This window comes from Nocardia sp. NPDC056000 (assembly GCF_042269265.1).
Taxonomy (GTDB): domain Bacteria; phylum Actinomycetota; class Actinomycetes; order Mycobacteriales; family Mycobacteriaceae; genus Nocardia.
The window spans coordinates 47641-60210 of sequence record NZ_JBHJXS010000003.1; the positions used below are offsets into that span (position 1 = coordinate 47641).

The 12570-nt window shown below is 67.3% G+C and carries 13 protein-coding genes and 1 pseudogene; 9 read left to right on the plus strand and 5 right to left on the minus strand.

Going from position 1 to position 12570, the window contains the following annotated elements; all coding sequences use genetic code 11:
• The first annotated feature begins 40 nt into the window (after positions 1–40).
• The 4 genes and pseudogenes from ACFC4D_RS08800 to ACFC4D_RS08815 all read left to right on the plus strand — a co-directional run.
• Positions 41–1081, plus strand: a complete 1041-nt coding sequence (locus tag ACFC4D_RS08800) for a lipase family alpha/beta hydrolase (protein WP_375953396.1) — start codon at positions 41–43, stop codon at positions 1079–1081.
• A gap of 86 nt (positions 1082–1167) precedes the next feature.
• Entirely contained in the window at positions 1168–1728 is a 561-nt protein-coding gene (def, locus tag ACFC4D_RS08805; RefSeq protein WP_375953394.1) for a peptide deformylase, read from the plus strand.
• Positions 1728–2651, plus strand: coding sequence for a methionyl-tRNA formyltransferase (gene fmt, locus ACFC4D_RS08810; RefSeq protein ID WP_375953392.1), 924 nt, complete (start codon positions 1728–1730; stop codon positions 2649–2651). The genes def and fmt overlap by 1 nt, the downstream gene beginning before the upstream one ends.
• Positions 2652–3385: 734 nt before the next feature.
• Positions 3386–4705, plus strand: a pseudogene (locus ACFC4D_RS08815) (RsmB/NOP family class I SAM-dependent RNA methyltransferase); the annotation flags it as partial.
• Between the two features lie 64 nt (positions 4706–4769).
• Here the strand turns inward: ACFC4D_RS08815 and ACFC4D_RS08820 are convergent.
• The 3 genes from ACFC4D_RS08820 to ACFC4D_RS08830 form a co-directional block, all read right to left on the minus strand.
• Positions 4770–5396 (minus strand): hypothetical protein, encoded by a 627-nt coding sequence (locus ACFC4D_RS08820; protein WP_364632523.1) that lies wholly within the window; start codon positions 5394–5396, stop codon positions 4770–4772.
• Between the two features lie 86 nt (positions 5397–5482).
• Entirely contained in the window at positions 5483–6271 is a 789-nt protein-coding gene (locus tag ACFC4D_RS08825; protein ID WP_364632839.1) for a SigB/SigF/SigG family RNA polymerase sigma factor, read from the minus strand.
• 275 nt (positions 6272–6546) lie between these two features.
• Positions 6547–6969 carry an anti-sigma factor gene (locus ACFC4D_RS08830; protein ID WP_375953389.1) on the minus strand — a complete coding sequence of 141 codons (423 nt, stop codon included), beginning with the start codon at positions 6967–6969 and terminating at the stop codon, positions 6547–6549.
• A gap of 194 nt (positions 6970–7163) precedes the next feature.
• Between ACFC4D_RS08830 and rpe the strand changes: the two genes are divergently transcribed.
• A complete protein-coding gene (gene rpe / locus ACFC4D_RS08835; protein WP_364632841.1) occupies positions 7164–7829 on the plus strand; it encodes a ribulose-phosphate 3-epimerase in 666 nt (221 codons plus the stop codon).
• Here rpe and ACFC4D_RS08840 read toward each other — a convergent pair.
• Entirely contained in the window at positions 7815–8126 is a 312-nt protein-coding gene (locus ACFC4D_RS08840; protein WP_364632527.1) for a hypothetical protein, read from the minus strand. The genes rpe and ACFC4D_RS08840 overlap by 15 nt on opposite strands.
• 579 nt (positions 8127–8705) lie before the next feature.
• On the opposite strand from ACFC4D_RS08840, the gene ACFC4D_RS08845 reads away from it, so the two are divergent.
• The 4 genes from ACFC4D_RS08845 to ACFC4D_RS08860 all read left to right on the plus strand — a co-directional run bounded on the left by ACFC4D_RS08845 (position 8706) and on the right by ACFC4D_RS08860 (position 11851).
• On the plus strand, positions 8706–9332 hold the full coding sequence (locus ACFC4D_RS08845) for a riboflavin synthase (protein WP_364632529.1): 627 nt from the start codon (positions 8706–8708) through the stop codon (positions 9330–9332).
• A gap of 85 nt (positions 9333–9417) precedes the next feature.
• On the plus strand, positions 9418–10677 hold the full coding sequence (locus ACFC4D_RS08850) for a bifunctional 3,4-dihydroxy-2-butanone-4-phosphate synthase/GTP cyclohydrolase II (RefSeq protein WP_364632531.1): 1260 nt from the start codon (positions 9418–9420) through the stop codon (positions 10675–10677).
• 37 nt (positions 10678–10714) lie between these two features.
• Positions 10715–11194, plus strand: a complete 480-nt coding sequence (gene ribH / locus ACFC4D_RS08855; RefSeq protein WP_376062293.1) for a 6,7-dimethyl-8-ribityllumazine synthase — start codon at positions 10715–10717, stop codon at positions 11192–11194.
• Between the two features lie 3 nt (positions 11195–11197).
• Entirely contained in the window at positions 11198–11851 is a 654-nt protein-coding gene (locus ACFC4D_RS08860) for a PH domain-containing protein (RefSeq protein ID WP_375953386.1), read from the plus strand.
• Here ACFC4D_RS08860 and aztA read toward each other — a convergent pair whose 3' ends face one another.
• A complete protein-coding gene (gene aztA / locus ACFC4D_RS08865) occupies positions 11852–12544 on the minus strand; it encodes a zinc ABC transporter ATP-binding protein AztA (protein WP_375953384.1) in 693 nt (230 codons plus the stop codon).
• Positions 12545–12570: the final 26 nt, after the last annotated feature.

A 12570-nucleotide genomic window follows, 5' to 3' on the forward strand; every position in this document is an offset into this window, starting at 1 on the left:
CAGGTAGGCATTGTGACCCCTCACAAGCGATCATTCCTATATGGGAATTCGGAGGAGCCGGTCGCGAAAGTCGCTGTTGCGCAGCGTCGCACCGGTCGGGGTGATGGTGCTCGGGGTTATTGCGGGTATGACGGCGATGCCGGTCGAATCGGCGGCACAGCCCTCGGGGCAGCCGGTGGCAGGGACGATCTTCTTTCTGCCGCCGGTGGTGCCGACCGAACCCGGCCCGCCGCAGGACGGTCCGCTCGCCGCGGCCAACTATTTGAAGCTGCATCCGAACGCCACGCCGGAGGGGACGAACAACTTCGCGTGCAAGCCGAACGCTGACCATCCGCGTCCGGTCGTTCTGGCACACGGCACAGATTCCTCGGCCTATTCCGACTTCTCGGTCATCGGCCCGCAACTCGTACAGGCCGGATTCTGCGTTTTCGCGGTGAATTACGGCGGTAAGCCGGGCGGTAAGAGCTACGGCACCGAGGATGTGTGGGCCAGCTCGGCGCAGATCGGCGCGTTCGTCGATCAGGTGCTCGCCGCGACCGGGGCCGCCAAGGTCGATATGGTCGGATTCTCCCAGGGCGCCAGCGTAACTCGCTATTTCATCAACAAACTCGACGGCGCGGCGAAGGTCGGCCAGTGGGTCGGCGTGGCCTCACCCAGCTACGGCGGTGTCATGTACGGCCTGGTGCCCGTGGCCCAGCAGGTGCCCGCGCTCTACACCGTCGCCGAACTGTTCAGTTCCGTCGCGGCGGTCCAGCAGGCGGCCGGTTCGGCATTCATCAGTGAGCTGAACGCGGGTGGCGACACCGTGCCCGGCGTGCGCTACACCACAATCGGCAGTCGGGTCGATGAGATGATCCAGCCCTTCGAGAACATCGCCCTGCGCGGTGCCGACGCGACCAATGTGGTGTTGCAGGACCTGTGCGCGGTGAACAAGACCGGACACTTCCACGAGGTCTACGACCCATACGTGCAGCAGTTGGTGCGCAACGCGCTCGATCCGGATCACGCGGTGACACCGGCCTGCGTGCCGGTCGCGCTGGGCACCGGTATCAGTGAAGTGGTGCTGGCGGCACATTCCTGAGGTGGTCGCGGCCCGGTGCGCGGCGTGGCGGTTCGTTCTTATCCGTAAAATGAGACGACCGTATTCGTTCGCACCGGGAGTAGTCCGTGACCATCCAGCCCGTCCGCCTGTTCGGCGATCCGATCCTGCGCGCTCGCGCGGCGGAGGTCGAGACCTTCGATCCGCAGGTGCGTCAGTTGGTGACCGATCTGCTCGACACCATGTACGAGAGCGGTGGGGTCGGCATGGCCGCGCCGCAGATCGGGGTGGGGTTGCGGGTGTTCGTGTACGACACCGGGGACGCGCAGGGGCATCTGATCAATCCGGTCTTCGAGGTGATCGGCGATGAGACACAGATCGGGCCCGAGGGCTGCCTGTCGATTCCCGGTGTGCGCGAGGATGTTTCGCGAGCGAATACGGTGATCGCGCGCGGCGTCGATATGGACGGCGCGGCGGTCGAGTTCCGGGCGGAAGGGCTGCTGGCCCGATGCGTACAGCATGAGACCGATCATCTCGACGGTGTGCTGTTCCTGCAGCGGCTGGATCCGGCCGTGCGTAAGGAGGCGATGCGCACCCTGCGTGAATCGTCTTGGTTCACACAGGGAATCACGGTGCTGGCCGCGTCCGAGATCGGCGGTGGCCGTCGCACCAGGGAACGGAGTCGTTGATGCGCTTGGTCTTCGCTGGCACGCCCGAACCGGCGGTGCCGTCGCTGCGGCGGCTCATCGAATCGGAGCGGCACGAAGTGGTCGGGGTGGTGACCCGGCCGGACGCGGTGGCCGGGCGCGGGCGCAAGGTGACGCGTTCGCCCATCGGACTGCTCGCCGATGAGTACGGGATCCCGGTGTTCACGCCGCGTAAGCCGTCCGAACCCGAATTCATCGAGCAATTGACCGAGCTCGCGCCGGATTGCTGCCCGGTGGTGGCATACGGTGCGCTGCTGCCCGAGCGGGTGCTGGCGATTCCGCGGCACGGGTGGATCAACCTGCATTTCTCGCTGCTGCCCGCCTGGCGTGGTGCGGCCCCGGTGCAGGCGGCGATCCTGGCCGGTGACGAGATCACCGGCGCGTCCACCTTCCTGATCGAGAAGGGCCTCGATACCGGGCCGGTGTTCGGCACCGTCACCGAAAAGGTCCGGGTCACCGATACTTCGGGCATTCTGCTCGAGCGCCTCGCCGAAAGTGGCGCGCACCTTTTGGAATCCACCCTCGACGGGGTGGAAGCCGGTGCGCTGCACTCGGTTCCGCAATCCGCCGATGGCGTTTCCTACGCCCCCAAGGTGGAAGTCGAAGCGGGCCGCGTGCGCTGGGACGAGCCCGCCCTCGCCATCAACCGCCGCATTCGCGCGGTCACCCCCAACCCCGGAGCCTGGACGGAGGTCGACGGTAAGCGCATCAAGCTCGGCCCCGTCGAAATGGTGGAGGAAACCCTCCCCGTACGCGAGATCGAGGTCCGCAAGTCGGGCGTCTTCATCGGCACCGCCACCACAGCCGTCCGCCTCACCGAGGTCCAACCCCAAGGAAAGCGCATGATGCCTGCCCTCGACTGGGCGCGCGGCGCCCGCCTCCAGCCCGGCGCGGTCACCGAATGACCCGCCCCGAGCGGGACGATTCCACCGGTAAACGCAGCCTCCGCCAAAGCGCAAGCCGCGCCGACGGAAACAGCCGGCGCCGCGACAACGGCACTCCCCGCACCGGCGGCACCGACCGCCGAGACAGCGGCACCGCCCGCGATACGGGCACACCTCGTTCCGCTGGTACCGACCGTCGCGATAGCGGCGCTCGCGCCGGTCGCGACGACCGCCCCGCCAAGCCCGTGCGCCGCGACTGGCGTCCACGCGCGGCCAACGCGCCATACGGCAAGCCCGCCACGGCGCCCGGCGAGCCGAACCGCAGCGACAACACCGGCGGCTCACGCCAATACAAGTCGGCGCGCCCAGACAGCGACACCAAGCGCTCCTACACCGCGGGCAAGCCCGATTCTCCGCGCGGCACCTCCGAACGCTCCGGCTCTGGCCGTGCGTCCGGCGAGCGTACGGCTCAGTCCGGCCGCCAGGACTCCCGCGCAACCGGCGGAAAGTCCGGTGGTGCAGGTGCCGGATTCACTGCCCCGAGCGGTAAGCGCGACGATGCCGGACGTCCTCGTGGTAAGCGGGAATCTGTTGCGGCGCAGCGTGATCAGCAGCGCGGCAAGGCCGTTTCCAGTGGGCGTGATTCCGCTGGGTCGGGTGCGAAACCGCGTGCGGCCGCTGGCAAGTCCGGTGGGTCCAAGTCCGGTGCTGCGGGCGGGAAGGCCGCTGCGGCCGTGCATGGGGTGGATCCGGTGCGGGTTGTCGCCCGGGATGTGTTGCGGGCGGTGCGGGAGCGGGATGCTTACGCGAATCTGGTGCTGCCGGGGTTGTTGCGGGAGCGGAAGATCAGTGGGCGGGATGCTGCGCTGGCTACAGAGTTGACCTATGGGGCGGCGCGGTCGCTGGGGTTGCTGGATGCGGTGATCGAGGCCGGCGCGGGGCGGTCGGTCGAGGAGATCGATGGGCCGCTGCTGGATGCTTTGCGGTTGGGGACCTATCAGCTGTTGCGGACCCGGATCGGGGCGCATGCGGCGGTGGATACCTCGGTCGCGTTGGCTCGGGCCGAATATGGCGCGGGGCGTGCGGGTTTCGTGAACGCGGTGCTGCGGCGGGTGGCGGAGAAGACGGCCGAGGAATGGGTCGAGCAGCTCGCGCCACAGGACACGCTGGGGCACTTGGCTTTCGAATACGCACATCCGGTGTGGATCGCGCAGGCGTTCGCCGATGCGCTCGGCGCGCGGGCAGGGGAGTTGCAGGAGGTGCTCGCGGCCGATGACGCCCGGCCCACCGTGCATCTCGTCGCCCGGCCGGGTGAGATCAGTGCCGAGGAGTTGGCGCTGGTCAGCGGTGGCGAGGAAGGTAAGTGGTCGCCGTACGCCGTCTATCTCGAGAGTGGCGATCCGGGCAAGCTGGAGCCGGTGCGCGAGGGTATGGCCGCCGTTCAGGACGAGGGCAGTCAGCTTGTCGCGCTTGCGGTTACGCGCGCACCCCTGGAGGGCCCCGATGGCGGCCGCTGGCTGGATCTGTGCGCCGGACCGGGCGGTAAGACCGCACTGCTGGGCGCGATCGCCGATATCGACGGCTTCCACATCGACGCCGTCGAACCCGCCGAACATCGCGCCGACCTGGTGCGGCAGGCGGCTTGTGGGCTGCCGGTCGATATCCATATCGCCGACGGCCGCGAGAGCGGACTCACCCCGGGCTACGACCGCATCCTGGTCGACGCCCCGTGCACCGGACTGGGCGCGCTGCGCCGTCGCCCGGAGGCACGCTGGCGCAGGCAGCCCTCGGACGTCAAGGACCTGGTCAAATTGCAGCGCGAATTGCTCAGCGCCGCATGGGATCTGGTCCGCCCCGGCGGCGTGGTCGTCTACTCGACCTGTTCCCCGCACCTCCCGGAGACGGTTTCGGTGGTCTCCGATATGGTGCGCCGCACCGGCGCCGAACAGCTGGACACCCGCGAATTGCTCCCGGGCGTACCGGATCTCGGCGACGGCCCGGGCGCACAGCTCTGGCCGCACCGCCACGGCACCGACGCCATGTTCGTCGCGGCCCTGCGCAAACCGCTCGAATGAATCGGATGTAATCGAGGAATGTGGCCCGTGAATCGCGGGCCGCATTTTCAGTCCTACGCCTTCCTCATTGCCGCGCGGGCGGATTCGGCCGCCATGACACCCATACGCCCGCCCGTGGCGCGCGGCGGCAGCGGATCGCCATCCACTGCGGCCGCTCGGTGTCATCCGGTCCGAGATCGGTGCGCCCGAGCATGCAGCTGCCATCGGAATCCGGTATCAGCTCGATGGTTTCGCCATTCACCTCGAGGAATCGCTGCGGCCGCCCGCTGCCGTAGCGAACCACCGAGTTGATGGTCAGATCCGCGATATGGAAGCAGCACCACCATTGCGGCTGGGTCCGGGTGCGCCGGGTGATGGTGCGCGCCGCCGACACCGTATGCCGCAGCTCGGCCAGCGCCCGGAATCGATCGGCGGGTGTGAAATCGCCCGGATCATCGGATCCGGGGCACAGCACCGGCGACTGATCATCGGGATATCGGTATCCGGGATCCACCTCACCGCGCCACCGCATTTCGGCCATGCGCGTGGTGATCGGCAGCCCATGCCATTCCTCATCGCACCAGGGGTGCGGGCAGCGCGGGAAATCCGGATCGCCGTAGTCGTAGCCGGTGCGTGGTTCTCCGTCGGCCAGCTGTTCGTTCACGAGCTGGTCGATCTGATTCACGATGTGCTGATCGCGGTACTGCGTCATGGTCCCGCCAGGTTGCGGTGCGTGCCGAGTGGCCTCGATCGTTCCACCGGCGGCGGGCGCAGGCAAGCCCATTGCTTGCCCGGCACTCATTCGCGGGCGGACTGCTCCCGCAGGCGCGCAAGGGTTTTCGCGAGGATTCGGGACACATGCATTTGTGAGATCCCCATCTGCTGGGCGATCTGGGTCTGGGTCATGGATTCGAAGAACCGCATGGTGAGGATGCGCCGCTCGCGTTCGGGCAGTCCGGCGAGCAGCGGCCGGATGGCCACGTACTCCTCGACCCGATCGAATTGGGATTCCTCCTCGCCGAGGGTGTCCAGCAGTGAGGCTTCGGTATCGCGGCCGACCGAGACCGCGTCGATGGAGCTGGGCTGGTAGGCGTTTCCGGCGATGACGGCCTGGGTCACCTCATCCGGATCGATGCCGAGTTGGGCCGCGATCTCCTTGGCGGTGGGGGAGCGGCCGAGCTGCTGGGAGAGCGCGTCGATGGCCGCGCCGATGCGCAGGTGAGTTTCCTTGACCCGCCGCGGAACTCGCATGGCCCAGGTGTTGTCGCGGAAGTATCTGCGGACCTCGCCCATGATGGTGGGCACCGCGAAGGACAGGAAGTTGGAGCCGCGCCCGATATCGAATCGGTCCACCGCGTGCACCAGGCCGACCCGGGCGACCTGGGTGAGATCGTCGAAGGGTTCACCGCGCCCGCTGAATTTGCGGGCGATGTGATCGGCGAGCGGTATGCACCGGTTGATCAGCTGGCCGCGTAGTGCGGCGCGGCGCGCGGAATCCGGCTCGGTGGCGGCCAATTGCTCGAACAGCGCTGCCACATCGTCGTATCCGGAGCCGCTGCGCGCGACTTCCTCGGCGACCTCTTCGATTTCCTCGGCGTCGACCGTGTCATCGTTCTCGGCCGCTTCGTTGTTCTCGGCGTCGTCCTCACCGTCGGCCGGCGTAGCCTCGGGCGAGGTGGCGTCCTGCGGTGTTTTCGCTTCGGCGGCAGCGGTTTCGGGGGTGGCCGCACTGTCCGGCGCGGCCGTTCCGCTCGAGACGGTCACCCCGCGCTTCGGTCTGGAATCGGGGGCGCTATGCCCGGAATCGGGCGAATCGGGCTGCGACGCGTCTGGCGAGGCGAACACCATGTCCTCGTCGGTCACTACGCCTTCCCCCGGACCCGCCGGAACTCCACCGTCGTCGGGTATCCGGAGATTGCCGGATCGTATGCGCCCTGGTTGGCCGTCACCTCATCGGCCAGGGTGCGCAGTACGTGCCAGCCGAAGCTGTGCTGGTTCGGCAACCCTTCCGAGCCCGCGATTCCGCTGACCCGAATCACCAAATCGCTGTCACCCACGGTGAACACGCACTGCAGTGTCGACCCGGGTACGGCCAGCGCGATGACCGTGGAGGCGGCCTCGTCCACGGCGAGCCGGATGTCGGCTACCTCGTCCAGGGTGAATTCACTGAGTAGCACCAGGGTTTCGGCGAGTCCGCGCACGATGGGCAACTGGGAGACGGACGCGGCGACACCGATCTCGACCGGTGTGGCGCGGACCCCTTTTTCCGCCGAAATGTTGATCACCTGCACTAGGCTACCCATTTCCGCGCCCCGCAATCAGCGCAATGGCCGCGATCCACCACCCGGATCCGTGCTCACCCCGCTCGATCGAGTTCGCCGGCGGGCTGCCACGCGACTATCCGGGGTTCGGGGGTGCGGCGACCGTTAGACTGCCGCGTGTGTGCACCCCATCCTCTCCTTTCACGCGGCCCGCGCCCATGATCGCGCCGTCCATCCTGTCCGCCGATTTCGCGCGCCTCGGGGATGAGGTGAAGGCCATCGCGGGAGCCGATTGGGTGCACGTGGATGTGATGGACAACCACTTCGTGCCGAACCTGACGCTGGGCCTGCCGGTGGTGCAGAGTCTGTTGAAGGCCACGGACATTCCGCTGGACTGCCATCTGATGATCGAGGATCCCGAGCGCTGGGCGCCGGGCTATGCGGAGGCGGGCGCGTACAACGTCACCTTCCACGCCGAGGCGACCGATAATCCGATCGCCGTTGCCCGCGATATCCGCGCGGCCGGTGCGAAGGCCGGGCTGTCGGTGAAACCCGGCACCCCGATCGAGCCGTACCTGGAGATCCTGCGCGATTTCGACACCCTGCTGGTGATGAGCGTCGAACCCGGCTTCGGCGGTCAGTCGTTCATCGCCGAGGTGCTGGAGAAGGCCCGCATCGTGCGCCGCCTGGTCGATTCCGGTGAGCTGCGCCTGGTGGTGGAGATCGACGGCGGCATCAATATGGACACCATCGAGCAGGCCGCCGAAGCCGGAATCGACTGTTTCGTAGCGGGTTCCGCCGTCTACAACACCGCCGATCCGGCCGCGACGGTGGAAGCCTTGCGGCAGAAGGTGATTGCGGTGGAGGCGTCAGCGGCCCAGTAGGGCCTCGACCACCGCTTCCAGCGGCGGCACCGAGCTGACCGTCTCGGGCGGCTGAATCCAGGTGCGGTAGCCCGTCCGCTCGTCATCGGCGGACGGCAGCACCACCTGGGCCCCGGCGCACGCGACGGTGGCGTACATCCGGAACAGTGCCGCGCCGACCGGGGTGCTCAGCGTCTCCGGCCGGGCGGGACCGGTGATGAAGGTCCAGCGCCGCGCGCGGGGATGATGTACGACGGGCCCGGCCAGTTCGGCCTGGGTGAGCCGTGCGAGCACGCGTTCGCCTAGTTCGGCGGGCATGGTGACGGCGCCGTAACGGCTGCCTATCTCCAGAAGAATGTGTCGTGACGTGGGATCTATCGATGCCGGGAGATGAAATTCGCGCCGGTACTGCACGCAACGAACTTCGAGGGTGGTATCGAGAAGCGTGGTCACGCTGCACTCCCAATTGTGTTGTAGTCCACCTGGATCCGACCCGCGCGGGGTCCAACCTTCCTTCGGTTCGACGTGGCGAAGATTCACCCGCGCCGGACACGGCGGCGGATGCGGGACTGTTCTGCGCTGAACTGCTCGCGAGATGTAAAACTGAGCGAAGTTGAACTGTAGGAATCAGCTGCATAACAATCTTGCGACCATTTCGTCAGATGCGCAAGATTCTGGTGTAAGCGAGTCGGAATTGGGTACGACGCGCCGACGATCTCGGCACACAGCTGTCTGGAGTGTGATGTTCGGGCGAGTGAGGCGCTCTGCCTCCTACGACCGCCTGTCGTTAGGCTGGTGTCGAACGCCCGCTCATCGGGGAATATCACCGATGGTCCGGGCTGTTGGCGCAAGCGAAGGGCCGGATGCACGGTCCGAGGCGACTGGGAGAGGTTGGGCATGTTCACAGGCATCGTTGAGGAGCTGGGCGAGATCGTCGCCACCGAGCAGCTGGCCGATGCGGCCCGGCTCACCATTCGGGGCCCGCTGGTGACCTCCGATGCCGGACACGGTGATTCGATCGCGGTCAACGGCGTCTGCCTCACGGTGGTGGATCAGCAGGTCGAGGGCGACACCTTCACCGTCGACGTGATGGCCGAGACCCTCAATCGCTCCAGCATCGGCGGCCTCGCCAACGGCGCACGGGTCAATCTGGAACGCGCCGCCGCGGTGAACAGCCGCCTCGGCGGACATATCGTGCAGGGCCATGTCGACGGCACCGGCACCGTGCTCTCCCGCACCCCGTCCGAGAACTGGGAGGTGGTGCGAATCTCGTTGCCCGACAGCATCGCCCGCTATGTCGTGGAGAAGGGCTCCATCACCGTCGACGGCATCTCGCTCACCGTGTCGGGCCTCGGCCTGGCCGATGAGGTCGCCGCGGACGGCAGCAAGGACTGGTTCGAGGTCTCGCTCATCCCGACCACCCGCGAACTCACCACGCTCGGCACCGCTCCGGTGGGCGCCACGGTGAACCTGGAGGTGGACATCATCGCTAAGTACGTGGAGAGGCTCGTTCAGCGCGGCTAGCGCAAGGCGAAGCCGGAGGCGGCGCAAAACGGACGCTGGCCTACTGTAGGTAGCGGCACCTAATTCGAGATGGAGCACAACAGACGTGACCAGGTTCGACACCATCGAGCGCGCAGTCGCCGACATCGCAGCCGGTAAGGCCGTTGTCGTCGTCGACGACGAGGGCCGGGAGAACGAGGGCGACCTCATCTTCGCGGCGGAGAAGGCGACACCCGAGCTCGTGGCCTTCATGATCCGCTACACCTCCGGTTACATCTGTGTACCTCTCACGGGTGAAGACTGCGACCGCCTGGGCCTGCCGCCCATGTACGCGGTCAATCAGGACAAGCACGGCACCGCGTACACCGTGTCCGTGGATGCCCGCGAGGGCATCAGCACCGGTATCTCCGCCGCCGATCGCGCCGCCACCATGCGGGTGCTGGCCGATCCGCTGGCCAAGTCCGATGATCTGACCCGCCCGGGCCACGTGGTTCCGTTGCGCGCCAAGGACGGTGGCGTACTGCGCCGCGCCGGGCACACCGAGGCCGCGGTCGACCTATCCCGGATGGCCGGGCTCAGCCCCGCCGGCGTCATCTGCGAGATCGTCAGCCAGAAGAACGAAGGCGATATGGCGCGCACCGAGGAGCTGCGCGTCTTCGCCGACGAACACGATCTGGCGCTCATCTGCATCGCCGACATGATCGCCTGGCGGCGCAAGAACGAGAAGCACGTCCGGCGTGTCGCCGAGGCCCGCATCCCGACCTCGTTCGGTGACTTCAAGGCCATCGGCTACGAGAGCGAATACGACGAGTCCGAGCATGTCGCCCTGGTCATGGGCGATATCGCGGGCGCGGACGGCAAGGGTGAGGACGTGCTGGTGCGCGTGCACTCCGAATGCCTCACCGGCGATGTCTTCGGTTCGCTGCGCTGCGACTGCGGTCCGCAGTTGAACGCGGCACTGCAGCTGGTGGCCGATGAGGGCCGCGGCGTGGTGCTGTACATGCGCGGGCACGAGGGCCGCGGTATCGGCCTCATGCACAAGTTGCAGGCGTACCAGGTGCAGGATGAGCAGCAGCTGGACACCTACGACGCCAATATCGCCATCGGCCAGCCCGCCGACGCCCGCGATTACGGTACGGGCGCACAGATTCTGGTGGATCTGGGCATCACCTCGATGCGGCTGCTCACCAATAATCCGGATAAGCGTGCCGGGATCGAGGGCTACGGCCTGAGCATCACCGAGCGCGTGCAGATGCCGGTGCGCGCCAATTCGCACAATCTGCACTACCTGCGCACCAAGCGGGATCGCATGGGCCACGACCTGGTCGGCCTGGACGATCTCGACCTGGGCGAAACCGCGAACTGACCGACTGTTCCCGAGCACTGAGAAGGGCGGAAAACCGATGAGCGGCACGGGCGTACCCACGTTCGAGCTCGCCGATGCCAAGGATCTCAAACTTGGCATCGTGGCGTCGCGCTGGCACACCACCATCTGCGATGCGCTGGTCGCCAACGCGGAGCAGACCGCGCGGGACGCGGGGGTCTCCGATATCACCGTGGTCCGCGTCGCGGGCGCCATGGAACTGCCGGTGGTGGCGCAGGCGCTGGCCCGCAGCCATGATGCGGTGGTCGCTGTGGGCGTCGTAATCCGCGGCGAGACACCGCATTTCGAGTACGTATGCGATTCGGTCACCGCCGGGCTGACCCGGGTCTCGCTCGATGAGAGCGTCCCGGTCACCAATGGCGTGCTGACGGTGAACACCGAACAGCAGGCCCTGGATCGCGCCGGGCTGCCCGGTTCGTTCGAGAACAAGGGTGAGCAGGCGTCCGCCGCCGCCCTGGATGCCGCGCTCACCCTGCGCGAACTCTCGCAGACAGTCTGAGTCATGCCAGTCGTCCGGATCTGGAAGCGGGACGGCGGAGCGGAAGAACCGCCCCGCCGCACCGAACCGTCCGCGACACCGGCGACTCCACCGTCGGCACCCGAATCGAAGGCCGGTGAAACCGAAGTGTCTGGCACCGAAACCGCTGGCGCGCAGTCGAAATCGACCGCGGACGCCGCCGAGGAGACCGAGAACCCCGCGCCATCGGGCGGCGAATGGGATCTCGAGGTGCGCCCGCAGCACGCCATCATGACCGCGCGCATCGTCGCGGCGGTGCTGGCGCTCATCTTCATCGTCGCGGGCATTCTGCTGCGCCGGGGATCGACGGGCGTGAATTTCCGTCTCGCCGATCAATTGGGCCTCGCGGTCTTCGGCCTGCTGCTGGGCGGTGCGGTCCTGCTGCTCACCAGGCCCCGGGTGCGAGTCGGTAAGCGCGGCGTCTCGGTCCGGAATATCCTGGGCGACAATGAGTTCCGCTGGCAGGATATTCGCGGCATCTCCTTCGCGGATAAGAAGTCCTGGGCCCGGCTGGAATTGGTGCACGACGAATACGTGCCCATGATGGCCATTCGCACCAATGACAAACTGCGCGCGGCCGGTGCGATGGATCGTTTCCGTGAACTGGGTGCGAAATACACTGCCGCGAACACCAACTGACTAATTCCGCCCGGTGGCGCGGGCATTCATGACATCGTGCGGCAGGCCGATATCGGCCACCGTGCCGTCGCGAAGCAGTACGCAGTGATCGGCGTCGAGTGCCTCGGCTCGGTCGTGCGTGGCGTGCACGACGGTGACGCCGGCGGCGGCGGTCTCCCGTAGCGTCCGCGAGATCTCCTGCTGCGCTTCGATATCCAATCCCGTCGTGGGTTCGTCGAGCAGCAGCAGGTCCGACTCCTGAGCCAGGGCCCGGGCGAGCAGCGCGCGCTGCCGCTGCCCGCCGGAGAGATCGGTCAGGCGGCGATCCGCGAGACCGGCGATCCCCATGCGGTCCATACAGTCGCGCACCACCGCCCGATCATCGCGCGTGAGTCGCCGCCACGGACCCCGATGCGCCCAGCGGCCCATGGCGACCGTGTCGCGCACGGTGATCGGCAGCGTCGCGGGGACGCCGCTGTGCTGGACGACCAGTGCGGGCCGCCGTGCGCCGGTGCGCGCGATAGTGCCTGCGGCCGGGCTGATTACGCCCGCCAGCACGCCGAGCAGGGTGGACTTGCCGGACCCGTTCGGCCCCACCAGTGCCGTCACCCGCCCCGCCGGAATCTCGGCGGTGATCTCGCGCAGTACCGTGCGCGATCGGTATCCGGCGGTCAGAGCGTCCAGCCGCACGGCCGGGGTGGATGAACTGTGCACTGCGTCACCTAACTTGTATTGAAAAT

Excerpts from the sequence above, each read along its gene's own strand:
- ACFC4D_RS08800 (WP_375953396.1), top strand. The coding sequence starts at position 41 with ATGGGAATTCGGAGGAGCCGGTCGCGAAAGTCGCTGTTGCGCAGCGTC.
- fmt (WP_375953392.1), top strand. The coding sequence starts at position 1,728 with ATGCGCTTGGTCTTCGCTGGCACGCCCGAACCGGCGGTGCCGTCGCTG.
- ACFC4D_RS08820 (WP_364632523.1), bottom strand. The coding sequence starts at position 5,396 with ATGACGCAGTACCGCGATCAGCACATCGTGAATCAGATCGACCAGCTC.
- rpe (WP_364632841.1), top strand. The coding sequence starts at position 7,164 with ATGATCGCGCCGTCCATCCTGTCCGCCGATTTCGCGCGCCTCGGGGAT.
- ACFC4D_RS08840 (WP_364632527.1), bottom strand. The coding sequence starts at position 8,126 with ATGCCCGCCGAACTAGGCGAACGCGTGCTCGCACGGCTCACCCAGGCC.
- ACFC4D_RS08845 (WP_364632529.1), top strand. The coding sequence starts at position 8,706 with ATGTTCACAGGCATCGTTGAGGAGCTGGGCGAGATCGTCGCCACCGAG.
- ribH (WP_376062293.1), top strand. The coding sequence starts at position 10,715 with ATGAGCGGCACGGGCGTACCCACGTTCGAGCTCGCCGATGCCAAGGAT.
- ACFC4D_RS08860 (WP_375953386.1), top strand. The coding sequence starts at position 11,198 with ATGCCAGTCGTCCGGATCTGGAAGCGGGACGGCGGAGCGGAAGAACCG.